This is a genomic window from Microbacterium oleivorans (assembly GCF_001644225.1).
GTDB lineage: Bacteria > Actinomycetota > Actinomycetes > Actinomycetales > Microbacteriaceae > Microbacterium > Microbacterium gawkjiense.
In genome coordinates this window covers 319991-343711 of sequence record NZ_LSTV01000003.1, presented here as the reverse complement: position 1 = coordinate 343711, position 23721 = coordinate 319991, and the positions used below count along the sequence as shown (strand labels likewise).

Genomic DNA, 23721 nt, shown 5'->3' with positions numbered 1-23721 from the left:
TCCGGTCCCGCAAATCGGCGATCACGACGCCGTCGCGGCACCCTCCGTCAGGATGCGCAAGAGGTCGAGCTCCGCGGCGCGTTCGAGCCCCGATCCGCGCGAGCGCGAGACGCCGCGGGCGCGCTCGTCGTCGAGGACCCGCGCGGACGTCTCGGCGAGGGGACGGATGCGGCCGCCCGCCGCGCGGTAGGCCGCGTTGCTGCGCGTCGCGAAGCCGGGCATGTCGTCGGGCAGCCACAGCGGAAGGGACCGCGGACCCATCCAGTGGCTCACGCCGTGGCGTTCGAGCCAGTCGCCCGGAGCGACCTGCACCTGACCCATGTGCCCCGAGAGCCGCTGCACGAGGGCGATGAAATCGGCGAAGGGATGCGGCTCGCCCACCGCGTTCACGACACCCTCGAACGCACGGGCACCCGCCGCCACGATGAAGTCCGCCAGGTCGTCGACGTCGATCACCTGCACCCGGCCCTCGGTCTGCGGCAAGAGGACCGGCCCGTCGGCCGCCGCGGCGAACCGCGCCGGCCAGTAACCGAATCGGTCGGTCGGGTCGCCGGGGCCGACGATGAGTCCGGGTCGGACGATCGCGAGCCGTGCGGCGAGACCGTCCGCGGCGCGCTCGGCGGCGGCCTTCGCGCGGGCGTAGTCCTCCTCGTCGCCGTCCTGCCACGCGGGGACGATCTCGGCGGTCTCGTCCGCACCCTCCTCCTCCGCTCCGGCGTACACCGAGACGCTCGACACGTAGGTGGCGTGCGCTGCGCGACCGCCGAGGGCGTCCGCAGCGGCCCGCACGTACGACGGGACCGAGGAGACATCGACGACTTCGTCCCAGTCCCGGTCCGCGACCTCGCGATAGGCATCGGGCGCGGCGCGGTCGGCGACCACGAGCTGGGCGCCCGCCGGCGCGGCACGGTGGCCGCGCGCGAGGCAGGTCACCTCGGCGCCGCGGTCGACCCACCGCTGGGCGATGCGGGATCCGAGCCAGCCGGTGCCGCTGAGGATGAGGATGCGGGTCATGCCCCCATCGAACCAGCGTGGGCCGCCGGGCGACACCCCGCGACGCGATCAGCTCGGGAGCGCCCGGATCTTCGCCAGCAGGTCGGGTCCGGTCCGGTCGAGGAGGCGACCGCCCACGACGATGCCGAGGACGGCGATCACGACTCCCTCGACGACGCCCACCGCGAGCGCGACCCAGGTCCAGGACCCGTCCTCGGTGGTCGAGGCGAAGGCGGCGACCGCGATCGTCGGCGTCGACAGCGCGATGACGACACCCCACACGACGAACGCGAGCAGTCCGTTGACGAAGGTTTGGCCCGGCACGCTCTTGAACGGGCTGTCGCCCGGAGCCGCCACGGGGCTGATGATCAGCGCCGACGAGACGGCGGAGACCCCGTAACCGACGAGGACGATGCCCACCGAGGCGCCCAGCGTGATCGGGAGTGTCGCCAGGTTGTCCGAGAGGACCGCGGTCACGGTCGCGAGCAGCACGATGAGCGGCAGTCCGACGCACGCCGCACCCAGGGTGCGGCCGGCCCGGTCGGCCACGCCGCGCACACCCGTGGCGAGGACGGTCGCGTACGCCGTGCCGTCGTAGGAGACGTCGGTGTATCCGGCAATGGAGAGCATCAGCGCCGCGAAGACGGGCGAGAAGCCGAAGAAGAACCCGTCGGTCCCGCCGGTGACGAGGAACACGATCGGCAGGAGGGGCACGACCAGGAGCTGACGGAGGTACCGCGGGTCGCGCAGCCAGCCGTTCAGCGATCGCGCCCAGGTCGCACCGACGCCACCGGTCGGCAGGAGCCCGAAGAGGCCGAGGCGGCCGGCAGCCGCCACCTTGCGGGCGCGGCGCGGCGCGGCATCCGTCCCCGCGTCGATGACCCGCGACCACACCACCCACAGCACGCCGACGGTCGCGACCGCGATGCCGAGGCGCGCCACCGCCGACAGGACGTCGCCCGCGGCGAGCGCGGGGGCGACGCCCCACGCGGCGCCGATGGGGGTCCACGGCAGGACCGCGGCCGCGGACGTGAGCCGCGCCACCAGGTCGCCGCCGGCGTCGAGCAGGGTGAGCACGCCGGTGAGGATCGGCCCCGACAGGACGAGCAGGATCAGCACGACCGTGCCGATGAGTTCCCGGCCGCGGCGGTTGCCGCCCAGTCCGCCGGAGAGTTCGCCGACGAGACGGGAGGCGAGGACGCAGGTGATCACCGCGAGCGCGGCCGCGGGGATCGAGACGACCGCCGCCAGCGGCCACCTCACCCACAGAATGACCGTGCTCAGCGCCGCGAGGGTCGTCGCGATGCCGGGGAGACCGGTCAGCCCGGTGCCGCCGAGCGCGAGCATCGTCTGGGTCCGGGTGAACGGGAAGACGGCGAGGCCGCGCGCGTCGATGGACGTGTCCATGCCGGTGAGGAGGATGGGACCGAGCACCCAACCCAGCAGCAGCGCGCTTCCCCCGAGCACCGCGACGACGGTGGCGGTCTCGAGCGGTTGGAACACGGCGAGCGCCACCATCCCGGCCACGATCGAGACGAGCGCGCCGATGGCCCAGAGCGCACCGAAGATGAAGCCCACGAGCTGCCACGGCCGACGGGCCAGCGTGTTGGCGAGGGCGCGGTACCGCAGCTTCAGGACTGTCGCAACCACTGCGGCCCCTCCGACTGGTGGCGTCCGCCCACGAGGGAGACGAACCGGTTCTGCAGGCTGTCGCCGGCGCGGACCTCGTCGATGGTCCCCGCGGCCAGCACCCGACCGGCGGCGATGACGGCGACGTGGTCGCACATGCGCTGCACCAGGTCCATCGAATGGCTGGAGACGATGACGGATCCGCCCGAGGCGGTGTACCCGCGCAGGACGTCCTCGATGTTCGCCGCCGAGACGGGATCGACCGATTCGAACGGCTCGTCGAGGACCAGCAGTCGCGGCGCGTGGATGAGGGCGCAAGCGAGCGCGATCTTCTTGGTCATGCCGGCCGAGTAGTCCGCGACGATCGACCCGGCTGCGGCGCGCAGGTCCATGAGGTCGAGGAGGTCCGACACCCGCTGGCCGATCTCCTCGCGGGGAAGGCCGAACATCATGCCCGTGTAGGTGACCAGTTGCTCCCCCGTCAGGCGGTCGAACAGCCGGATGCCGTCGGCGAGGTTGCCGATCATGCGCTTGGCCGTCACGGGGTCGCCCCACACGTCGACACCGTGCACGTGGGCACTCCCGGCGTCGGGCTTGAGCAGCCCGGTGGCCATCGACAGGGTCGTCGTCTTGCCGGCGCCGTTGGGGCCGACGAGCCCGTAGAAGGATCCGGCGGGGACCGTGAGGTCGATGCCGGCGACGGCGGTGACGGAGCCGAACTGCTTCACCAGTCCGGTCAGCTGCAGGGCGGGGACGGTCGGAGAGTCGATCACGGGCCGAGCCTAACCGCCCCGACCACGCGTGTCGGGGCCGACTGGCACAGTGGAGGGATGCTGCGCACGCTCGCCGTCTCGGGTTACCGGTCGCTCCGCGACGTCGTGATCCCTCTGCAGGAGCTCACCGTCGTGACCGGCCCGAACGGCTCGGGCAAGTCGAATCTGTACCGCGCCCTGCGGCTGCTCGCCTCCGCCGCGACCGGCGACCTCATCGGCGCCGTCGCCCGCGAGGGCGGTCTGTCGTCGCTCCTCTGGGCGGGCCCGGAGAACGGCGGCGATCAGGGGACGGTGCGCCGCAACCCGATCGCGGTGCAGCTCGGCTTCGCGTCCGATGAGCTCGGTTACCTCGTCGATCTGGGCATCCCGCAGGCGTCGCAGGACAGCGTCTTCGCCCGCGACCCCGAGATCAAGCGCGAGCAGATCTTCGCAGGCCCCTTCGCCAAACCGTCGACGCTCCTCATCGACCGGCTGCGCGCCCAGACGCGCGTCCGTGACGGCGGCTGGGTCTCGCTCGACCAGAAGCTCGCCCCCTTCGAGAGCATCATCACCGACCTCGCCGACGGCGACACCGCACCTGAGCTGCTGGGTCTGCGGCGCATCATGAACGGCTGGCGGTTCTACGACCACTTCCGCGTCGATGCGGATGCCCCCGCGCGGCGCCCGCAGGTCGGCACGAGGTCCCCCGTGCTCGCGCACGACGGATCGAACCTCGCCGCCGTGTGGGCGACGGTGGTCGACGCGGGGTTCGGCCGCCTGCTCGATCGGGCGGTGGACGAGGCGTTCCCGGGCAGTCGGGTGCGCATCGCGGCATCCGACGGCCTCCTGCGACTCACCCTGACGCAGCCGGGCCTGCTCCGGCCGCTGGACGCCGCGGAGCTCTCGGACGGCACGCTGCGCTACCTGCTGCTCTGCGCCGCGCTGCTCCCCGCCCGGCCCGCGCCGCTCACGGTCCTCAACGAGCCCGAATCGAGCCTGCACGTCAGCCTGCTCGCGCCGCTGGCGAACCTCGTACGCGCGGCGGCCGCACAGACGCAGGTGCTTTTGGTGTCGCACGCCGCGGGCCTCATCGATGCCCTCCCCGACGCCCACCGGATCCCGCTCGAACGTCACCCCGACGGCACGCTCGTGAGCGGTCAGGGGCGACTCGAGGGTCCGCCGTGGAACTGGGGGACGCGCTGAGGCGGGTCAGAGCGTGATGAACGAGGCCGCGACGACGAGAGCGGCCATCACGACGGCGACCACCGCGCCGAAGATCGTGAGCGAGCGGAACACCGCGTAGCCCCGATGCCCCGCGGGCGCACGCAGCGCACTTACACCTGCGGCGATCGCCGCGATGCCGGCGAACACGAGCCAGACCGCTCCGCGCGGGACGATCTCGGCCCAGGCGCTGGGGAAGAAGACCGCTGCCTGCGGGAACAGCCACGTCCCGTACTGCCACCCCGTCGCGAACGCGACCACGCTCATCACGATCGTGAGCAGATTGACGATCGCCAGGGCGCGGATGAGGACCTCTCCGCGCGGCATGCGCAGCGGCGCGCCGTCCTCGGACGGTCGGGCACCGGCAGTCGTGGATGTCATGACCGAAACGTACCCCGCGGACGACCGACCCCGCAGTCGGCCGTTCGGGGGACATCGTCAGTCGCGGATCGTCGCCCCGAAGCGTTCCGCGGCGACGGCGACACCGGCGAGCTTCGCGTCGGTGGCCTCCGATGCCGTCAGCGTGCGGTCGTCGGCGCGGAACCGCAGCGCGAACGTGAGGCTCTTCGACCCGTCCGCGACGCCGGCACCGCGGTAGTCGTCGACCAGGCGCAGATCCTCGAGGAGCTGCCCCGCGCCGTCGACGAGGGCGGCCCGCACGTCACCGGCGGCGACGTCCGCCGGGACGACGAGGGACACGTCCTGCGTCGCCGCGGGGAAGGTCGCCAGTGACGGGGAGACCTCCGGTTCGCGCACAAGCGACAGGATGCCGTCGAGGTCGAGCTCCGCGACGAACACGCGTCCGTGCAGGTCGGCCGCCTCGGCGACGGCCGGGAGGAGTTCGCCGACGTAGCCGACCTCGTCACCGCGGACGGTGAGGATGCCGGTGCGCCCCGGGTGGAGCGCTGCGCGCTCGCCCTGCTGCACGTCGATCTGCACGCCCGCCGCGGCGGCGATCGTGCGGACCGCGCCGAGCGCGTCCGCGAGGTCGTACGGCGCCGCGGCGCCGCCGGGACGCTTTACCGCCGCGTTGCCGTGCAGGAGCACGGCGACGTGCCGCGGCTGCGGCGGGATCGCGCCGTGCAGGGCCGCGAGGGTCTGCTCGTCGGGGCGCTGCGCGAGCGGCGGGACGGTGTCGGTGCCGTAGGTCACGCCCTCGTCGGGGGTGAAGACGCTGCCCGACTCGAAGAGCGCGAGATCGGTGAACCCGCGCGAGACGTTCCGGTGCGCGATCTGCAGCAGACCGGGCAGGAGCGAGCGTCGCAGGTACGGCGCCTGGCCGTCGAGCGGGTTGGCGAGACGGATCGAGGGGACGTGCTCCCCCGTCGCCGAGCCGTGGAGGTCGTTCTGCTCCTCGGTGGTGAACGGGAACGCGACGACCTCGACGAAGCCGGCCGCGGCGAGGGCGTTCGCGACGCGCCGGCGTCCGCGCTGGTGCGGCGTGAGTCCGCGCCCGGACGGCGGCGTCGGGAGGATGGAGGGGATGCGGTCGAGCCCGTGGATGCGGGCGACCTCCTCCGCGAGCGTCCAGCGGTCGGTGAGGTCGGGACGCCAGGACGGCGGGATGACCTCCCAGGCCGTGCCCTCATCCGCGACGTCGCATCCGATCGTCTCGAGGGCGCCGACGACCTCGTCGTCGGAGTAGTCGACGCCGATCAGGCCGGCGGTGAAGGTCTTCGGCAGCTCGATCGACGGGATGAACACCTCGGCGAACAGTGCGCCGCCGGTCTCGGTGTCGAGGGTGCCGCCGGCGAGCTCGACCATGAGGTCCGCGACGCGGCGGGCGGCGACGAACGGGATGAGCGGGTCGACGCCGCGTTCGAAGCGTCGCGACGCCTCGCTGGGCAGCTTGTGCCGGCGGGCCGTGCGCGCGATGGACACGGTGTCGAAGATCGCCGCCTCGATGAGGACGTTGCGCGTGGCATCCCCCATCTCGGTCCTGCCGCCGCCCATGACACCTGCCAGGCCGATCGGGCCGGACGCGTCGGTGATGAGCAGGTCCTCGGCGTGGAGCCGACGCTCCTTGCCGTCGAGGGTGGTGAGCTTCTCCCCCGCGGCCGCGCGACGGACGGTGATGCCACCGGTCAGCGTGTCGAGGTCGTAACCGTGGATCGGGTTGCCGAGTTCGAGCATCACGTAGTTCGTGATGTCGATCAGGATGCCGAGGGAACGGATGCCGGCGAGCGTGAGCCGCGCGGTCATCCACGGCGGCGTCGGGCGGGAGGGGTCGACGTCGCGCACGATGCGGACGACGAACTCGCTCGCGCCGGGGTTGCCGTGGATGGGCGCCGCGTCGTCGATCGCGACGGGGAATCCGCCGGTCGGCTGCTGGAGCTCCTCGAAGTCGCGCAGACCCGGGTCGCGGAAGGCCGCTCCCGTGGCGTGGGCGTATTCGCGTGCCACGCCGCGGATCGACAGCGCGTACCCGCGGTCGGGGGTGACGTTGATGTCGACGGCCACGTCGTCGAGCCCCAGGAGGGCGATCGCGTCGGTGCCGACGTCGGGGTCGAGACCGAGCTCGGTGAGGCGCAGGATGCCGGAGTGCTCGTCGCCGAGGCCCAGCTCCTTGGCGGAGGCGATCATGCCGTCGGAGACATGACCGTAGGTCTTGCGTGCCGCGATCGGGAAGGGCCCGGGAAGGACCGCACCGGGCAGGGTCACGACGACCTTGTCGCCCTCGAAGAAGTTGCCGGCACCGCAGACGATGCCGCGGATGCCGCCGTGCGCCTCACCGACGTCGACCTGGCACCACCGGATGGTCTTGCCGTTGGACTGCGGTTCGGCCTCGAACGAGACCACACGGCCGACGACGATCGGGCCGCTGAGGTCGAACGTGTGCACGTCCTCCTCCTCGAACCCGACCGAGACGAGCGACGCGAGGACGTCCTCGGGGGTCGTACCGGGCGCGACGTCGACGTACTCGCGCAACCAGGAGAGCGGGACGCGCATCAGACCACCATTCCGAACTGCTCGCTGAAGCGGACATCGCCTTCGGCCATGTCGCGCATGTCCTGCACATCGCTGCGGAACATGAGGGTCCGCTCGATGCCCATGCCGAAGGCGAAGCCCGAGTAGACCTCGGGGTCGATGCCCGCGGCGCGGAGGACGTTGGGGTTCACCATCCCGCATCCGCCCCACTCGATCCAGCGCGCGCCACCCGGGAAGGTCGGGTGCCACAGGTCGAGCTCGGCGGACGGCTCGGTGAACGGGAAGTAGTTGGTGCGGAACCGGGTCTTGGCCTCGGCTCCGAAGAGGACCTTCGCGGCGTGGTCGAGCGTGCCCTTGAGGTTCGCCATCGTGATGCCCTCGTCGATCACAAGGCCCTCGAACTGCGTGAACGCGGGCAGGTGGGTCGCATCGAACTCGTCGGTCCGGTACACCCGTCCCGGGCAGAGGATGTAGATCGGCACCTCGCGTTCGAGCATGGAGCGCACCTGGACGGGGCTTGTATGCGTGCGCATGACCAGGTGACGCGCCACCGGGTCGACGAAGAAGGTGTCCTGCATCTGACGCGCAGGGTGGTCGGGGGCGAAGTTCAGGGCGTCGAAGTTGAACCACTCGTGCTCGAGCTCGGGACCCTCCGCGATCTCCCACCCCATGCCGACGAAGAGGTCGGCAATCTCCTCCTGCAGGAGCGAGATCGGATGCCGCGCCCCGACGCGCGTCGCGGGGACGATCGCGGTGATGTCGACGCGCTCGGCCTCGAGCTTCGCCGCCGTCTCGGCCGCGGCGAGCTCGGCCTCACGGGCGGCGAGCGCCTGGTTCACACGACCGCGGGCCTGACCGACGAGCTTGCCGGAGGCGGCCTTCTGATCGTTCGGGACGTTCCGCAGCTCGGCGTTCAGACGCGCGAGCGGCGACCCCTCCGCAGTGTGGGCCGAACGGGCGGCTTTGAGCGCCGTGGTATCGGGAGCGGCGGCGAAGGCGGCCAGCGCCTCGGCGACGGCGGCATCCACCGCCTCGGGGGTGATCTGGGGTGCGTCGGACACGAGAGACGAGTCTACCGGCGGGCCGGAGTGCGGCCCGCCGGTAGGACGGCGTCAGAGGCTCAGCCGCCGCCGCCGGCACCCGGGTTGAACTTGCCGAGTCCCTTCTGAGCGGCGATCAGTTCGGTGTCGGTGGTCTCCTGCACCGGCCGCGCAGGTCCGACGGCGCTCTTCGGGATGCGGCCGAGGCGTTTCTCGACAACCCGAGCGAGACTCGACAGCGCGAGGCACAGCCCGATGTAGATGGCACCGGCCACGAGGGTCGCCTGCACGATGGGCCTTTCGAGCGAGTTCTGCGAGCCCAGGTACTTGGCGTAGAAGAGCAACTCTTCGTAGGTGATGATGAAACCGAGCGCAGTGTCTTTGAGCGTCACGACCAGCTGCGCAAGGATCACAGGCATCATGGCGCGGATGGCCTGAGGCAGCAGGACCAGACGCATCACACCGGACTTCGTGAGCCCCAGCGCGTATCCCGCCTCGGATTGGCCGCGGGGCAGCGATTCGACTCCCGCACGGATGACCTCGGCGAGAACGGAGCCGTTGTAGAGGATGAGCGCGACGACGACCACCCAGTACCCCTCCATGCGCACACCGACGACAGGGAGTCCGTAGTACAGGAGGAACATCATCACGAGGACGGGGACAGCGCGGAGGAACTCCACGACGGCCCCGACCGGCCAGCGCAGCCAGGCGTGGTCGGAGAGACGTCCGATCGCCAGGACGAACCCGAGGATGAGTGCCCCGACCGCGGCAGCCGCGAAGGCGGCGAGCGTGCGGCCGGCGGCCAGGAGGAACTGCTCCCAGATACGCGTGTAGGTGAAGGCGTTCCACTTCTCCGCCGAGAACTGTCCGGTCGCGGCCAGCCGCCACACGAGGAAGGCCACCACGGCGGCCACGACCAGGATCGTCACGACCCCGATCACGCGGTTACGTGCGACGGCGCGGGGACCAGGGACGTCATACAGCACACTGCTGCTCATCGCGCCACCTTCCAACGGTTCTCGAGCGATCGCTGACCCCACGAGAGGAGCAGGACGAGCGCGACGAAGATCACCATGACCCACAGGATGACGACGAGCTGATTCTCACCACGCTCGCTGAGCCAGTCGCGAGCCGATCCGAGGTTCATCACAGAGAACCCCGCGGCGACGGTCGTGTTCTTGAGGAGGGCGATGAAGACGCTCATCATCGGTGGGATCACCGAGCGGAAGGCCTGCGGCAGGACGACCAGGGACATGACCTGGCCGAACGTCAGGCCCAATGCACGAGCCGCTTCCGCCTGGCCGACGGGGACCGTGTTGATTCCGGATCGGACGGTCTCCGCGACATAGGTGGCGGTGTAGATCCCGAGGGCTGCGACCGCGAAGATCACCTGCACTCCCCCGCTCGATCTCACCTCGAGAAGAGGAGGGAGCGTGAAGGCGAACCCGAAGAAGACGAGGGTGAGCGGGGTGTTCCGGATCGTATTGACGTAGACGGTGCCCACGGCCCGCGCGATCGGTACGGGCGACACCCGCATCGCCCCGACGATGATGCCGAGGATCAGCGCGAGCAGCCCTCCGCCGAAGAAGAGCACGAGCGTGCCCCGGAGCGCTTCACCCCAGAAATCGAGGTTGTCGGTGATGACGCCCATGCGGTCCTTTCGAACGTCTCAGGTGGGGGAAGCCCGGGAGGCGCATACGCGCCTCCCGGGCGTGACGGTCAGTCGACCTCGGGCTGCTCGGCCTTCACGCCAGCCGGCTCGAGGTACTTCTCGTAGAGCGCGGTCCAGACGTCGCCGCCGTCGGTGAACAGCGTGTTGATGTGGTCCTTCAGCACGGTGTCTCCGTCGGCGAGGCCGACGCCGTAGCGCTCCTCGCTGAACGGCTCGCCGGCGAGCTTGAGGTTGTCCGGGTCCTCCGCGACGTAGCCGGCGAGGATCGCCTCATCGGTCGTGATCGCGTCGACCTGACCGTTGAGCAGCTGCTCGACGCACTCGGAGTAGGTCTGACGCTCGGTGACCTCGCCGTTGTACTCGTCACGGATGCGCTGCAGCGGGGTGGATCCCGTCACGGAGCACGTGACCTTGTCGGCGAGGTCTTCCGGCCCGTTGATCGAGTCGTCGTCCGCGGCGACCAGCAGGCCCTGCCCGGTGATGAAGTAGGGGCCGGCGAAGTCGATGACCTCGTCGCGCGCGTCCGTCATCGAGTAGGTGCCGACGTAGTAGTCGATGTTGCCGTTGACGATCTCCTGCTCACGGTTGGCAGAGGGGATCGTCTGGAAGTCGATCTGGTCCTCGTCGAAACCGAGCGAAGCGGCGATCCACCGTGCGATGTCGACGTCGAAGCCGGTGCGCTCACCGGACACCGCGTCCTCGTAACCGAGACCGGGCTGGTCGCTCTTGACACCGACGACGATCTTGCCGGCCTCGGAGGCGCGGTCGAAGGTGGGGCTGCCGTCGAGCGACACGTCGCTGGCGACCTCCCAGAGGGCCTCGCTGCCCTCGGTGCCTTCGCCGCCGGTGCCGCCCTCGGCGCCGGGAGCGGTGGGGCTGCCGCTGTTGCAGCCGGCGAGCGCGAGCGCCGCGATCGCGATGCCGGCGAACGTGCCGGCGAGTCGAGTCTTACGCATGTGATCCTCCTGGTTTCGTGTCGTGCTTCGTTCGTCGCGCCGGTGCAGGGCGCGGACGTCTCAGTGGGTGATGAGCTTCGAGAGGAAGTCCTTCGCGCGATCGCTCTTCGGATTCGTGAAGAACTCCTGCGGCGCGGCCTCCTCGACGATCTGGCCGTCCGCCATGAAGACCACGCGGTCCGCCGCCTTGCGGGCGAAGCCCATCTCGTGGGTGACGACGATCATCGTCATCCCGTCCTGCGCGAGGCCGACCATGACGTCGAGGACCTCGTTGATCATCTCCGGGTCGAGCGCGGACGTCGGCTCGTCGAAGAGCATCACCTTCGGCTTCATCGCGAGCGCACGGGCTATCGCCACGCGCTGCTGCTGGCCGCCGGAGAGCTGCGCGGGCAGTTTGTCGGCCTGGTGGCCGACACCCACGCGGTCGAGCAGCTCACGGGCGAGCTTCTCGGCATCCGCCTTCTTCATGCCCTTCACCTTGATCGGCCCGAGCGTCACGTTGTCGAGGATCGTCAGGTGCGAGAACAGGTTGAAGGACTGGAAGACCATGCCGACGTCGGCACGGAGAGCGGCGAGTGCCTTGCCCTCCGCCGGGAGATCGGCGCCGTCGATCGTGATGCGGCCGCTGGTGATCGTCTCGAGACGGTTGATCGTGCGGCAGAGGGTCGACTTGCCGGACCCCGACGGGCCGACCACGACGACGACCTCGCCGCGGTTCACCGACAGGTTGATGTCGGTGAGCGCCTGGAAGTCGCCGTAGTGCTTCTGCACGTCGGACATGACGACGAGCGGCTCGCCTCGACGAACGTCGATGTTCGACGTGCGCGGCGCGGGATCGGCAGCAGGAGTGGTCATGGAACTCACCCTAGGCAACGCCCGCCCCGGTGAACGAGCGGATGCCGCGGGGTTTACAGTTCCGTAATCAACCCTCGAGAATGGTCGCTTCAGGTCGCGCGCTGCGCGAAAGCCGATTCGTAGAGGCAGACGCTCGCCGCCGTCGCGAGATTCAGCGACTCGGCGCGGCCGTAGATGGGCAGCCGGAGCGATAGGTCCACGAGCTGGAGGTCGTCCTCGTCGAGTCCGCGCGCCTCGTTCCCGAAGACCCACGCGGTCGGCTCCGCCAGGGTGGCCCGGTGGTCGACGAAGTCCTCTCCCCCGACGTCGGCCGCGACGATGCGGAGCCCCGCGGAGCGCGCCCGCCCCGTCGCATCCGCGAGGTCCACCCCCACCGCGACGGGCAGGTGGAAGAGCGAACCGGTCGTCGCGCGGACGACCTTGGGGTTGAAGGGGTCCACCGTGCGCCCGGTGAGGATGACCGCGTCGGCACCGACGGCATCCGCTGCTCGGATGATCGTCCCGAGGTTGCCCGGGTCGCGCACCTCCTCGCAGATCACGATGAGGCGGGGCTCGCCGTCGAAGACGTCGCGCACCGAGGTCGGCACCTGGCGGGCGACGGCCACGATGCCCTGGGGCGTCACCGTGTCGGCCATGGCGTCGATGACCTGCTCGCTCGCGAAGGCCACCTCGACACCGGCCTCGGATGCCGCATCGCGGATGTCCTGATGCTTGTCCCATGCCGTCGGGGTCGCATAGAGCTCGAGCAGGGTGTCCGGCCGCCAGAGCAGAGCCTCCCGGGCGGCCTGCGGCCCCTCGAGGAGGTAGAGGCCGGTCTCCTGCCGCGCCGTGCGCTTCGTCAGCTTCGCGACCGCGCGGACGCGCGGTGAACGTGGGTTCTCGAGCACGCTCTCAGTGTAGGGCGGCGCGCGGCGAGCACCGGCATCCGGGAACGCGAAAAGGCGCCCTCCGAAGAGGACGCCTTCTCACGGATGCTGAGGCGATCAGGCCTTGGGCGCGTTGACGTCGGCCGGCAGCGCAGCCTTCGCCGTGGCGACGAGCGACGCGAAAACGGCCGGCTCGTTGACCGCGAGCTCGGCGAGCATGCGGCGGTCGACCTGGACACCCGCGAGGCCGAGGCCCTGGATGAAGCGGTTGTACGTGATGCCGTTCTGGCGGGCAGCGGCGTTGATGCGCTGGATCCAGAGGCGACGGAAGTCGCCCTTGCGCTTGCGACGGTCGCGGTACGCGTAGACGAGCGAGTGGGTGACCTGCTCCTTCGCCTTGCGGTACAGACGCGAACGCTGTCCGCGGTAACCGGAGGCGCGCTCGAGGATGACGCGACGCTTCTTGTGGGCGTTGACAGCCCGCTTGACTCTAGCCATTTCTTCTACTTCCTAGGGTGTTGCGTCGGCGCTCAGAGGCCGAGGAGCTTCTTGGCGACCTTGGCGTCGCCGGGAGCCAGGATCTTGTCGGCGGACAGGCGGCGGGTGCGCTTCGTGGGCTTGCCCTCGAAGTTGTGACGGAGGTTCGCCTGCTGCTTCTTGATCTTTCCGCTGCCGGTGACCTTGAAGCGCTTCTTGGCGCCCGAGTGGGTCTTCTGCTTGGGCATATCTCTTCCTTCGTTGTGGTTCCCGCCGGGCGGGGGTCTGGGGCCGCTTACTCCGCCGGAGCGGAGGCGGGGGTCTCGTCGGCCTGACCGGTGCGCGCCTCGCGGGCGGCCTGCTTCGTCGCGGCGCGGGCCGCGTTCTGCTCGGTCTTGACCTCGGACTTGTTCTTGTGGGGAGCCACCACCATCACCATGTTGCGGCCGTCGATCGTGGGGTTGGACTCCACGGTGCCGAACTCGGCGACGTCCTCCGCGAACTTGCGGAGCAGACGCACACCCTGCTCGGGACGCGACTGCTCGCGACCGCGGAACAGGATCATCGCCTTCACCTTGTCGCCGGCCTGGAGGAAGCCCTCCGCGCGCTTGAGCTTGGTGATGTAGTCGTGCGCCTCGATCTTCAGACGGAACCGGACCTCCTTGAGGACGGTGTTCGCCTGATTGCGCCGCGCTTCCTTGGCCTTCTGCGCAGCCTCGTACTTGAACTTGCCGTAATCCATGATCTTGACCACGGGGGGCTTCGAGTTCGGGGCTACCTCGACGAGATCGAGGTCGGCCTCCTGGGCCAGGCGCATGGCCACCTCGATGCGGACGACGCCGACCTGCTCACCCGCGGGTCCGACGAGGCGGACCTCGGGGACGCGGATGCGGTCATTGGTGCGGGGATCGCTGATGCGGAACTCCTCTTTCGTGCGGTGGACGGCCTCCGGTGACACGGAAATGTGTCGCCGGGCGGAAGATCGTCACGTCCACCCCGCACGATGCACGCATCGGCGTTCTGTGTTCTGCACCCTGGACAACCTCGCGGAACGAGGCGGAGTGCGGGACCCGGTAGCCTGGAGCGGCAAGCGCGGGTGGGATGTGATCCTCTTTCGACACGGAGCAGAACACTCCGGTGCCCGCAGAAGTCTAGCAGAGAGCAGCACGTGAGCACTATTCCGGCCGACCACAGCGACCACGACCCCGAGCGCCTCTCGCGCTGGGACGAGCAGGAGCGCGTCGCACAGTCCGCCACGCGGGACATCGCGGACGTCCCCGCCGTCGAGGTGATCACGACCACCTCGGTGCACCTCATGAGCGCCGCGGCCGTGAAGCTCGGCCTCGCCGACGACCCCGACACCCAGAAGGACCTCGACGAGGCGCGCAAGCTCATCAACGCCCTCGCCGGCCTCATCACCGCCGCCGCCCCCGAGGTGAGCGACATGCACGCCCGATCCCTCCGCGACGGGCTGCGCACACTGCAGCTCGCCTTCCGCGAGGCATCCAGCATCCCCGACCCGATCGGCAAGGGGCCCGGCGAGAAGTGGACCGGCCCCGTCACCTGACGATCAGGCGCGGACGAGTTTGACCGTCAGCGAGTCCACCAGGACCGCGACGCGGTCATCCGCCGCCCATCGCGAAGCCAGACGCTGCAGGATCGCGTCGAGCGCCGCCTGATCCAGGCCGTCCACGAGGTGGAGACTGACGATCAGTTCCGGCCCGCGCAGCCGCGAGTGCGGGTCGCCCGTCGCGACGGACAGGTCGAGTACACCGAGCTCGGTGCCGATCGACTCCTGCAGGCCGGCGAACACCTCGGGCGAGGTGTGCGGCGGCTCCCAGCTCTGCCCCTGACCGATCGCCCAGACCGCCGGACGGCGCAGGACGAACTCAGTCTCACTGCCGGGGTCGATCACGATGAGGTCGGTGTCGTCGGCGGCGGCCGACAGCGCCGTGCGGACGCCGTCGGCGGGGACCGGACGGGCCGCGGGATCCCACCGCGACATCGCCTGCACGGAGGAGAACACCGGCAGGACGCGGCGGCCGTCGGGCGCGGCGACGGTGACGATCGAGAGCTCCTGCGTCTTGTCGACGGTGAGGCCCGTCGGGCCGACACCCTCCTCGCCCTTCTCGGCGACGAGGGGGATCAGCAGGCGTGCCGTGCGATACGCGTCGACGACCGCCGCGGAATCCCCCTCCCCCGCGTGGAACGCAGTGAGCGCGGCCAGCAGCGCGGGGTCGGCGCTCCCGTCGTCGCCGCTGTGGGGGTTGGGCTGGAAGCTCCGCCCCTCCCAGGGCACGCCGGCGGAATCCGCCGCGTGCGCGTGCGGGTCAGTGTCCGGCGACATCCAGCGCCTCGGCCAGCGTGAACGCGCCGGCGTACAGGGCCTTGCCGACGATGGCGCCCTCGACGCCGAGGGGGACGAGTTCGCGCAGCGCCGCGATGTCGTCGAGGCTCGAGATGCCACCGGAGGCGACGACGGGCTTGTCGGTGCGGACGGCGACCTCGCGCAGCAGCTCGATGTTCGGGCCCTGCAGCGTGCCGTCCTTCGTCACGTCGGTGAGGACGTAGCGGCTGCACCCGGCATCCTCGAGGCGGTCCAGCACCTGCCACAGGTCGCCGCCGTCGCGGGTCCATCCGCGCGCCGCGAGCGTGGTGCCCCGGACGTCGAGGCCGACGGCGATCGCCTCGCCGTAGCGCAGGATGACGTCGGCCGCCCACTCCGGGTTCTCGAGCGCCGCGGTGCCGAGGTTGATGCGCGTGGCGCCGGAGTCGAGCGCCGCGTCGAGCGACTCATCGTCGCGGATGCCGCCCGAGAGCTCGACCTTCACCCCGCGGAGCGACTTGATGACCTTGCGCAGCAGGGCCGCGTTCGACCCGCGACCGAACGCGGCGTCGAGGTCGACGAGGTGGATCCACTCGGCGCCCTGACGCGCCCACTCCTGGGCTGCGTCGACGGGGTCGCCGTAGCTCGTCTCGGTGCCGGCCTCACCCTGCGTCAGTCGGACGGCCTTGCCGTCGGCGACGTCCACAGCGGGCAGCAGGATCAGTTCGGGCGTGGATGCGAATTCGTTCATGGCTCCGGGTGGGACGATGTGCGCACCGGGCGCGCGCACAGAGGGACACGTTACTAGGACGCGGGAAGCGACCCGATCCAGTTCGACAGCAGACGGATGCCGGCCGCGCCCGACTTCTCGGGGTGGAACTGCGTCGCCGACAGCGGGCCGTTCTCGACGGCCGCGAGGAACGGCGCCCCGTAGTCGCACCAGGTGAGCACCGGCTCGCGGAACGGCTTGATGACGTCGAGGGTCCAGTCCTGCGCGCCGTAGGAGTGCACGAAGTAGAAGCGTTCGTCCTCGAGTCCGGCGAAGAGCGTCGACCCCTCGCCGGCGCGGACGGTGTTCCAGCCCATGTGGGGCAGCAACGGTGCCTGCAGCTCGGTGACCGCGCCCGGCCACTCCCCCAGCCCCTCGGTGTCGACTCCGCGTTCGACACCCAGCTCGAACATCACCTGCATCCCGACGCAGATGCCGAGGACCGGCATCCCCCCGGCGAGACGGCGACCGATGAGCTCGTCTCCGCGGCTCGCGCGCAGAGCCGACATGACGGCGGAGAAGGCCCCGACACCCGGGACGAGGAGTCCGGCAGCGTCGGCGATCAGGCCGCGATCCTTCGTCAGCCGCGCGTCGGCGCCTGCTTCGCTGAGCGCCTTGACGGCCGAGTGGACGTTGCCGGAGCCGTAGTCGAGGACCGCGACGAGCGGTGCATCCGTCACAGGGCGCCCTTGGTGCTCGGGATGCCGGCGACGAGGGGATCGAGCGCCTTCGCCTGCCGGAACGCGCGGGCGAAGGCCTTGTACTCCGCCTCGGCGATGTGGTGCGGGTCGCGGCCGGCAACGAGCGTCACGTGCATGGTCAGGCCGGCGTGGAAGGCGATCGCTTCGAAGGTGTGGCGCACGAGCGAGCCGGTGAAGTGGCCGCCGATGAGGTGGAACTCGTAGCCCGCCGGCTCACCGGAGTGGACGAGGTAGGGCCGGCCACTGATGTCGACGACCGCCTGCGCGAGCGCTTCGTCGAGCGGGACGAGCGCGTCGCCGTACCGCGAGATGCCGGACTTGTCGCCGAGGGCCTGGCGGATCGCCTGACCGAGCACGATGGCCGTGTCCTCGACGGTGTGGTGCGCATCGATGTGTGTGTCGCCCGTCGCGCGGACCGTCAGGTCTGTGAGCGAGTGCTTCGCGAACGCCGTGAGCAGGTGATCGAAGAACGGCACGGTCGTGTCGATCGTGCTCCGACCGGTGCCGTCGAGGTCGAGCTCGAGCTCGATGGTCGACTCGCTGGTCGCCCGCCGGACGGAGGCGGTGCGGGGCGCAGGGGTGCTCATGCCCCGAGTCTACCGAGGCGTGATGGCCCGACCGCGCCCGTGACCGACGTCGGCTCAGAGGGAGGCGAGCGCCTCGAGGAACGCCGTCGACTCCTCTTCACTGCCCGCCGTGACGCGGAGGGTGTGCGGCAGGCCGACGTCGCGGATGAGGACGCCGCGGTCGTAGAGGCCCTGCCAAGTCGCCGCCGGGTCGTCCACGCCCCCGAAGAGGACGAAGTTCGACCAGCTCTCGTACGGCGAGTATCCGAGAGCCGACAGGGTCGCCGAGATGCGGTCGCGCTGCGCGACGATGTCGTCGACCATGCGGAGCATCGTCGGGGCGTGGCGGAGGGCGGCCGTGGCCGCAGCCTGGGTGAGCGCGCTGAGGTGATACGGCAGGCGCACCAGGCGGAGGGCGTCGATGAGCGCGGGATCGGCGGCGAGGTAGCCGACGCGCGCCCCGGCGAAGGCGAAGGCCTTGCTCATCGTGCGCGACACGACGAGACGCTCCCGGTCGTGGAGCAGCGTGAGTGCGGACGGCTCGTCCCGGGGGGCGAACTCCTGGTACGCCTCGTCGACGATCACGATTCCCCGGGAGGCCTCGTAGACGGCCTCGATGACCTCGAGCGACAGTGGCGTGCCGGTGGGGTTGTTCGGTGTGCAGAGGAAGACGACGTCCGGCTGCGCACGTTCGATCTGCTCGGCGGCATCCGCTGCGGAGAGGGTGAAGTCATCGCCCCGCGTACCGCTCACGTAGGTGGCGCCCGTGGCGCCCGTGAGCAGCGGGTACATGGAGTACGTCGGCGCGAATCCGAACGCTGTGCGTCCCGGGCCACCGAACGCCTGCAGGATGTGCTGGAGGACCTCGTTCGACCCGTTGGCCGCCCAGATCTGATCCGGCTCGAGACCGTGGCCCAGGTAGTCCGCGAACCCCTCGCGCAGAGCCGTGAACTCACGGTCGGGGTAGCGGTTGATGTCGCGCAGCGCCTGCGCGATGCCGTCGAGGATGTCGTCCGCGACCTCTTCGGGAACCGGGTGGGTGTTCTCGTTGACGTTGAGCGTCACGGGCAGCGACGCCTGCGGGGCGCCGTAGGGGATCTTGCCGCGCAGGTCGTCGCGGAGGGGGAGGTCGTCGAGACTGGCACTCACCCCGCCATCGTAGGACGTGGCGCGGCCTTACTCGCCCGCCTGCGCCGAGTAGGCGGCCGGGATCGCGATCGACTGCCCGGCGTCCACGGCGGAGGACGACAGCGCGTTGAGGCGGACGATCTCGTCGATCACGTCGCGCGGGTCGCTGTCGGGCGCGATGTCCTGCGCGATGGTCCACAGCGATTCGCCGGGCATCACCGTCACGGTGTCGAAGGACCCCGCGGACGCCCCCGCGTCGCCGCTGGCGAGAGCTCCACCGCCGGAGAGGATGCCGACGCCCAGAGCGACGACCGCGGGCAGCGCGGCGAGCGTGGCGAGGACACGGCGACCGCGCGTGGTCATGCGCAGGCGCGTGCGCACGACGGGGGTGGCTGCGGTGTTGCTGGTGGCGGTGATCGAGTTCATGGTGTCCTCCTCGGGGTGACCCCGGTCAGATGAGATCTTCGCCCCCGCCCGTCGGCCGGGACGGACGGGTGCGAAGTTCTCTTCCGAACCTATCTTCGATATTCGTAGACTGTCAAGGGTGCGGTTGTCCGCAGATCGATCGAAGACGACACGCGGTCGGCTACGGGACGATCCGATCGACACCGGATACGGTTTCGATGATCAGAGCCCATCACCAACCTCCGACATTCGAAGGCGAGTGCTCCCGGAGGGACCCCGGGGTGACGAAAGGAACGACATGAGCGACAAGCCGCAGACGCGTCGGCGCAAGAGCCTGAGCGACAAGCAGCTCGCCATCCTCGAGGTGATCCAGCGCTCCATCGCCCGTCACGGATACCCGCCGAGCATGCGCGAGATCGGCGACGCCGTCGGCCTCAAGTCGCTCTCGAGCGTCACCCACCAGCTCAACCAGCTCGAGCTGAGCGGCTACCTCCGTCGCGACCCCGGCAAGACGCGCGCCATGGAGGTCCTCATCGACCTGCCGGGCTCGGCGGGCGAGAACCCGGCGGACGTCGCCCCGAGCGTCGGCGACGCGGCGATGGTGCCGCTGGTCGGCCGCATCGCCGCCGGCGTCCCCATCACCGCCGACCAGCAGGTCGAGGAGATCTTCCCCCTCCCCCGTCAGCTCGTCGGCAAGGGCGAACTGTTCATGCTGAAGGTCTCGGGCGACTCGATGATCGATGCCGCGATCTGCGACGGCGACTGGGTCGTCGTCCGCTCGCAGGCCACCGCCGACAACGGCGAGATCGTCGCCGCCATGCTCGACGGCGAGGCGACGGTGAAGACCTTCCGCCAGCGCGACGGTCACACGTGGCTGCTCCCGCGCAACTCGGCCTTCGAGCCGATCCTCGGCGATGACGCGGTCGTCCTGGGCAAGGTCGTCGCGGTCCTGCGCGCCGTGTGACGGCGCGCACACGAAGAGAGGGGATGCCGGACGGCATCCCCTCTCTTCGTTGCGGCCTCAGACCCCGGCGCCCACCTCGGCGCGGACCGCGCGAGCCGCCGCGACGATGTGGCGGAGGGAAGCGACCGTCTCGTCGTACCCGCGCGTCTTCAGACCGCAGTCCGGGTTCACCCACAGGCGACGGACGTCGAGCTCCGCGACGGCGCGCTCGAGCAGCGACGACACCTCGTCGACGGACGGCACGCGCGGCGAGTGGATGTCGTAGACGCCCGGTCCGATGCCGTGGGCGAATCCGGATGCCGCGACCTCCGAGATGACCTCGCCCCGACTACGGGCAGCCTCGATCGACGTGACGTCGGCATCGAGCGCCGCGATCGCGTCGATCACGACCCCGAACTCGGAGTAGCAGAGGTGCGTGTGGATCTGGGTCTCGTCGGCGGCGCCCGCAGTGGCGAGCCGGAAGGACCCGACCGACCAGTCGAGGTACGCCGGCTGGTCGGCGGTCCGCAGCGGCAGGAGCTCCCGGAGTGCCGGCTCGTCGACCTGCACGATCGCGATGCCCGCCCGCTCGAGGTCGGCGATCTCGTCGCGGAGTGCGAGGGCGACCTGGTCGGCCGTCTCGCCGAGCGGCTGGTCGTCGCGGACGAAGGACCAGGCGAGGATCGTGACGGGTCCGGTCAGCATGCCCTTGACGGGCGCGTCCGACAGCGACTGCGCGTAGGCCGCCCACGGCACCGTGATGGGTGCGGGGCGCGAGACGTCCCCCCACAGGATCGACGGGCGCGTCGCGCGGGAGCCGTAGGACTGCACCCACCCGTTGCGGGTGACGGCGAACCCGTCGAGGTTCTCGGCGAAGTACTGCACCATGTCGTTGCGCTCGGGCTCGCCGTGCACGAGGACGTCGAGCCCGATGTCCTCCTGCAGAGCGATGACGCGCGCGATCTCGTCACGGAGGAACCCCTCGTAAATCGCCTGATCGATCTCGCCGCGCGTCGCGCGGGCGCGCGCCCGGCGGATCTCGGCGGTCTGCGGGAAGGATCCGATCGTGGTCGTCGGGAGCGCCGGCAGACCCAGCACTGCATCCTGTGCGGCGGCACGCACCTCGAACGGTGTGCGGGACCGGTCCGCCGGGGTGAGCGCGCCGGCACGGGCGCGGACGGCGCCGTCCCGGACGCCGGGCGCCGAGCTGCGGTCGGCGAGGGCGGCCGTCGCGGCATCCAACTCCCCGGCGATCGCGTCGCGACCATCGGCGAGCCCGCGCGCCAGGGTCGTCACCTGGGAGACCTTCTGATCGGCGAAGGCGAGCCAGGACACGAGGCGGGGATCGAGGTCGGGCTCGTCGGCGAGGTCGTGCGGCACGTGCTGCAGCGACGTCGACGTGCCGACCGCGACGGCTGCGGCACCGAGCCCGCCGACCGCGTCGAGCACGTCCGCCGCGCCGGCGAGGTCGCCCCGCCAGACGTTCCGGCCGTCGACGACGCCCGCGACGATCACCTTGTCGTCGAGTCCCGCGACGGGCGACGGCACGCCGCCCCGCGTCAGGTCGATCGCGAGACCCTCGGCGGCGGAGGCGGCGAGCGCGCGCCAGGCGGGCTCGGAGAGCGCGCCGTATCCGGCGGCGACCAGGATCTCGGGACGGTCGCCCGAGGCGGTGAGGACCTCGAGCGCGCGGGCGGCGGCGGTCGCGAGCTCGCCGTCCGAGTAGCCGAGCGACTGGCTCACGAGGGCCGGCTCGTCGATCTGCACCCAGTGCGCCCCCGCCGCGCGGAGAGCGGCGAGCAGCTCGACGTACACGGGCAGCAGGTCGTCGAGCCGGTCCAGTGGGCGCGCGCCGGGGGCGGCGGCATCCGTCCCCTTCGCGAGGGCGAGGAAGGTGACCGGGCCGACGAGCACCGGACGGGTGACGTACCCGCCCGCGACGGCCTCCGCCACCTGCCGCGCGAACCGATCGCTCGAGAGGGCGAACCGCGTATCGGGGCCGATCTCGGGCACGAGGTAGTGGTAGTTCGTGTCGAACCACTTCGTCATCTCCAGCGGCGCGGCCTCACCCACGCCGCGGGCGGCGGCGAACAGGGCCGACAGCGGCACCGACCCGTCCTCCGCACGCAGGTGCGCGAACCGCTCGGGAAGGGCGCCGACGGCCGCGGCGACGTCGAGGACCTGGTCGTAGAAGGAGAACGTCTCGGGGATCGACGAGTCGTCGCGACCCAGTCCGAGCTCGGCGAGGCGGGCGCGGGTGGTCCGGCGCAGGTCGGCGGCGACGGACTCGAGTCCCGCCTCGTCGAGCGCACCGCTCCAGTGGGCCTCGACGGCGCGCTTGAGTTCGCGGCGACGGCCGATGCGGGGGTAGCCGAGGATCGTTCCGGCGGGGAAGGCGGTCATGAGGTCTCCTCTGTCGCGGGGATGATGCCCGCCTCGCGCAGGGTGGCGAGGACGGTGTCGTGGTTGTTGAAGGCGTAGAGATGGATGCCGGGGGCACCGCCCGCGAGGACGGCTCGGCAGAGATCGGCGGCGTGTCCGACGCCGATCTCGCGGCGACCGTCGGCGGTGGGCTCGACATCGAGGTCGACGGCGAGGGAACCCGGGACCTGCTCGCCCGTCAGCTCGATGACGCGGCGCAGCCGGGAGGGCGAGGTGATCGGCATGATGCCCGGCAGGATCGGGATCTCGACCCCGGCACTGCGGGCGCGGGCGACGAACGCGAGGTAGTCGTCGGCGTGGAAGAACAGCTGGGTGATCGCGAGGGTCGCCCCCGCGGCCTGCTTCGCGAGGAGGGCGTCGATGTGCTCGGCGGGGTACCGCGAGCGCGGGTGGCCGTTGGGGAAGGCGGCGACGGCGATGTCGACGCTCGGCCGCCGCTCGACGCGGGCGGCACCGGGGACGCCGGGGATGGGCTCCTCGGTGTACGGGGACGTCTCCGCCTGCACGCGGTCGATGAGCTGCACCAGCTGTGCCGCGCTTTCGAGGTCGCCGAGCGCCGCCGCATCCTCTCCGGCTCCCGCCGGCGGATCCCCCCGCAGCGCCAGGAAGGAGCGTATGCCCGCGTCGAGGAACTCGCGGATGAGGGCCGTCGCCTCGGCGTACGAGCTGCCGATGCAGGTCAGGTGCGCCAACGGCTCGACGCGCGTCTCGCGCAGGATGTGCGTGAGCACCTCGAGGGAGCGACCGCCGCCGGAGCCGCCGGCGCCGTAGGTGACGGAGATGAAGGCGGGGTCGACGGCGGCGAGCCGGTCGATCGTCTCGTAGAGGGCGGCGTAGGACGCGTCGCTGCGCGGCGGGTAGACCTCGAACGAGACCGGCACCGTCGTGACCGACGGGGGCTGGATGATCGACATGGCGGTGCTCCGGAGACGGGACGGGAAGGCCTGGCGGCCGCGGACCGCACACACGGGTGCGGGGACATCGCGGGCGGGTGCCGGGCTCGGCTGTCGCTCCGGGCCCGGGGTTCCGGGCCACTGTTGATGCCCTCATGC

25 protein-coding genes are annotated in these 23721 nt (G+C 70.8%); 3 read left to right on the top strand and 22 right to left on the bottom strand.

The genetic code is table 11. From position 1 onward, the window contains the following. Nucleotides 1–21: 21 nt before the first annotated feature. The 3 genes from AYL44_RS10455 to AYL44_RS10445 are packed head-to-tail and all read right to left on the bottom strand — an operon-like array spanning nucleotide 22 to nucleotide 3395. The gene (locus AYL44_RS10455) at nucleotides 22–1014 is read right to left on the bottom strand and encodes an NAD-dependent epimerase/dehydratase family protein (RefSeq protein ID WP_064003223.1); all 993 of its coding nucleotides are present in this window, start codon (nucleotides 1012–1014) and stop codon (nucleotides 22–24) included. A gap of 48 nt (nucleotides 1015–1062) precedes the next feature. Next, nucleotides 1063–2643: a hypothetical protein gene (locus AYL44_RS10450; RefSeq protein ID WP_064003222.1), complete on the bottom strand. Its 1581-nt coding sequence runs from the start codon at nucleotides 2641–2643 to the stop codon at nucleotides 1063–1065. Further along, nucleotides 2625–3395, bottom strand: coding sequence for an ABC transporter ATP-binding protein (locus AYL44_RS10445; protein WP_064003221.1), 771 nt, complete (start codon nucleotides 3393–3395; stop codon nucleotides 2625–2627). Before AYL44_RS10445 ends, AYL44_RS10450 begins: the two co-directional genes overlap by 19 nt. Before the next feature lie 57 nt (nucleotides 3396–3452). Here AYL44_RS10445 and AYL44_RS10440 point away from each other — a divergent pair, with 57 nt between their 5' ends. Continuing rightward, entirely contained in the window at nucleotides 3453–4577 is a 1125-nt protein-coding gene (locus AYL44_RS10440; protein ID WP_064003220.1) for an AAA family ATPase, read from the top strand. A 6-nt stretch (nucleotides 4578–4583) separates the two neighbouring features. Here AYL44_RS10440 and AYL44_RS10435 read toward each other — a convergent pair whose 3' ends face one another. The 11 genes from AYL44_RS10435 to infC all read right to left on the bottom strand — a co-directional run bounded on the left by AYL44_RS10435 (nucleotide 4584) and on the right by infC (nucleotide 14347). Next, on the bottom strand, nucleotides 4584–4976 hold the full coding sequence (locus AYL44_RS10435) for a hypothetical protein (protein WP_064003219.1): 393 nt from the start codon (nucleotides 4974–4976) through the stop codon (nucleotides 4584–4586). Nucleotides 4977–5033: 57 nt separating this feature from the next. Next, nucleotides 5034–7544 (bottom strand): phenylalanine--tRNA ligase subunit beta, encoded by a 2511-nt coding sequence (gene pheT / locus AYL44_RS10430; protein WP_064003218.1) that lies wholly within the window; start codon nucleotides 7542–7544, stop codon nucleotides 5034–5036. Beyond that, nucleotides 7544–8584, bottom strand: a complete 1041-nt coding sequence (pheS, locus tag AYL44_RS10425) for a phenylalanine--tRNA ligase subunit alpha (RefSeq protein ID WP_064003217.1) — start codon at nucleotides 8582–8584, stop codon at nucleotides 7544–7546. Before pheS ends, pheT begins: the two co-directional genes overlap by 1 nt. Before the next feature lie 59 nt (nucleotides 8585–8643). Further along, nucleotides 8644–9561, bottom strand: a complete 918-nt coding sequence (locus tag AYL44_RS10420) for an amino acid ABC transporter permease (protein WP_064003216.1) — start codon at nucleotides 9559–9561, stop codon at nucleotides 8644–8646. Then, nucleotides 9558–10214: an amino acid ABC transporter permease gene (locus AYL44_RS10415; protein WP_064003215.1), complete on the bottom strand. Its 657-nt coding sequence runs from the start codon at nucleotides 10212–10214 to the stop codon at nucleotides 9558–9560. The genes AYL44_RS10420 and AYL44_RS10415 overlap by 4 nt, the downstream gene beginning before the upstream one ends. A gap of 68 nt (nucleotides 10215–10282) precedes the next feature. Then, on the bottom strand, nucleotides 10283–11191 hold the full coding sequence (locus AYL44_RS10410) for a glutamate ABC transporter substrate-binding protein (protein ID WP_064003214.1): 909 nt from the start codon (nucleotides 11189–11191) through the stop codon (nucleotides 10283–10285). A gap of 60 nt (nucleotides 11192–11251) precedes the next feature. Further along, nucleotides 11252–11971 carry an amino acid ABC transporter ATP-binding protein gene (locus AYL44_RS10405; RefSeq protein ID WP_197471643.1) on the bottom strand — a complete coding sequence of 240 codons (720 nt, stop codon included), beginning with the start codon at nucleotides 11969–11971 and terminating at the stop codon, nucleotides 11252–11254. A 164-nt stretch (nucleotides 11972–12135) separates the two neighbouring features. Next, nucleotides 12136–12933 (bottom strand): TrmH family RNA methyltransferase, encoded by a 798-nt coding sequence (locus tag AYL44_RS10400; protein WP_064003212.1) that lies wholly within the window; start codon nucleotides 12931–12933, stop codon nucleotides 12136–12138. A 96-nt stretch (nucleotides 12934–13029) separates the two neighbouring features. Beyond that, nucleotides 13030–13410, bottom strand: coding sequence for a 50S ribosomal protein L20 (rplT, locus tag AYL44_RS10395; protein ID WP_064003211.1), 381 nt, complete (start codon nucleotides 13408–13410; stop codon nucleotides 13030–13032). 32 nt (nucleotides 13411–13442) lie between these two features. After that, on the bottom strand, nucleotides 13443–13637 hold the full coding sequence (gene rpmI, locus AYL44_RS10390) for a 50S ribosomal protein L35 (protein WP_064003210.1): 195 nt from the start codon (nucleotides 13635–13637) through the stop codon (nucleotides 13443–13445). Nucleotides 13638–13684: 47 nt separating this feature from the next. Continuing rightward, nucleotides 13685–14347, bottom strand: coding sequence for a translation initiation factor IF-3 (infC, locus tag AYL44_RS10385; protein WP_082886179.1), 663 nt, complete (start codon nucleotides 14345–14347; stop codon nucleotides 13685–13687). A gap of 210 nt (nucleotides 14348–14557) precedes the next feature. On the opposite strand from infC, the gene AYL44_RS10380 reads away from it, so the two are divergent. Then, a complete protein-coding gene (locus AYL44_RS10380) occupies nucleotides 14558–14956 on the top strand; it encodes a DUF1844 domain-containing protein (protein WP_064003209.1) in 399 nt (132 codons plus the stop codon). Nucleotides 14957–14959: 3 nt separating this feature from the next. Here AYL44_RS10380 and AYL44_RS10375 read toward each other — a convergent pair whose 3' ends face one another. From AYL44_RS10375 to AYL44_RS10350, 6 genes are read right to left on the bottom strand one after another with little or no spacing between them, the layout of a single operon-like run. Next, on the bottom strand, nucleotides 14960–15736 hold the full coding sequence (locus tag AYL44_RS10375; RefSeq protein ID WP_064003208.1) for an SseB family protein: 777 nt from the start codon (nucleotides 15734–15736) through the stop codon (nucleotides 14960–14962). Continuing rightward, entirely contained in the window at nucleotides 15720–16466 is a 747-nt protein-coding gene (priA, locus tag AYL44_RS10370) for a bifunctional 1-(5-phosphoribosyl)-5-((5-phosphoribosylamino)methylideneamino)imidazole-4-carboxamide isomerase/phosphoribosylanthranilate isomerase PriA (RefSeq protein ID WP_064003207.1), read from the bottom strand. The genes AYL44_RS10375 and priA overlap by 17 nt, the downstream gene beginning before the upstream one ends. Before the next feature lie 53 nt (nucleotides 16467–16519). After that, on the bottom strand, nucleotides 16520–17164 hold the full coding sequence (gene hisH, locus AYL44_RS10365; RefSeq protein WP_064003206.1) for an imidazole glycerol phosphate synthase subunit HisH: 645 nt from the start codon (nucleotides 17162–17164) through the stop codon (nucleotides 16520–16522). Continuing rightward, complete coding sequence (hisB, locus tag AYL44_RS10360; protein WP_064003205.1) at nucleotides 17161–17772, bottom strand: imidazoleglycerol-phosphate dehydratase HisB; 612 nt, start codon at nucleotides 17770–17772, stop codon at nucleotides 17161–17163. The genes hisH and hisB overlap by 4 nt, the downstream gene beginning before the upstream one ends. Nucleotides 17773–17826: 54 nt before the next feature. After that, entirely contained in the window at nucleotides 17827–18900 is a 1074-nt protein-coding gene (locus tag AYL44_RS10355) for a histidinol-phosphate transaminase (RefSeq protein WP_064003204.1), read from the bottom strand. A 27-nt stretch (nucleotides 18901–18927) separates the two neighbouring features. Then, complete coding sequence (locus AYL44_RS10350; protein WP_064003203.1) at nucleotides 18928–19305, bottom strand: LysM peptidoglycan-binding domain-containing protein; 378 nt, start codon at nucleotides 19303–19305, stop codon at nucleotides 18928–18930. 277 nt (nucleotides 19306–19582) lie between these two features. Here AYL44_RS10350 and lexA point away from each other — a divergent pair, with 277 nt between their 5' ends. Further along, the gene (gene lexA, locus AYL44_RS10345; protein WP_064003202.1) at nucleotides 19583–20248 is read left to right on the top strand and encodes a transcriptional repressor LexA; all 666 of its coding nucleotides are present in this window, start codon (nucleotides 19583–19585) and stop codon (nucleotides 20246–20248) included. A gap of 57 nt (nucleotides 20249–20305) precedes the next feature. Here lexA and metE read toward each other — a convergent pair whose 3' ends face one another. Then, nucleotides 20306–22630 (bottom strand): 5-methyltetrahydropteroyltriglutamate--homocysteine S-methyltransferase, encoded by a 2325-nt coding sequence (metE, locus tag AYL44_RS10340; RefSeq protein WP_064003201.1) that lies wholly within the window; start codon nucleotides 22628–22630, stop codon nucleotides 20306–20308. Next, nucleotides 22627–23583 (bottom strand): methylenetetrahydrofolate reductase, encoded by a 957-nt coding sequence (locus AYL44_RS10335; protein WP_064003200.1) that lies wholly within the window; start codon nucleotides 23581–23583, stop codon nucleotides 22627–22629. Before AYL44_RS10335 ends, metE begins: the two co-directional genes overlap by 4 nt. Between the last annotated feature and the right edge of the window lie 138 nt (nucleotides 23584–23721).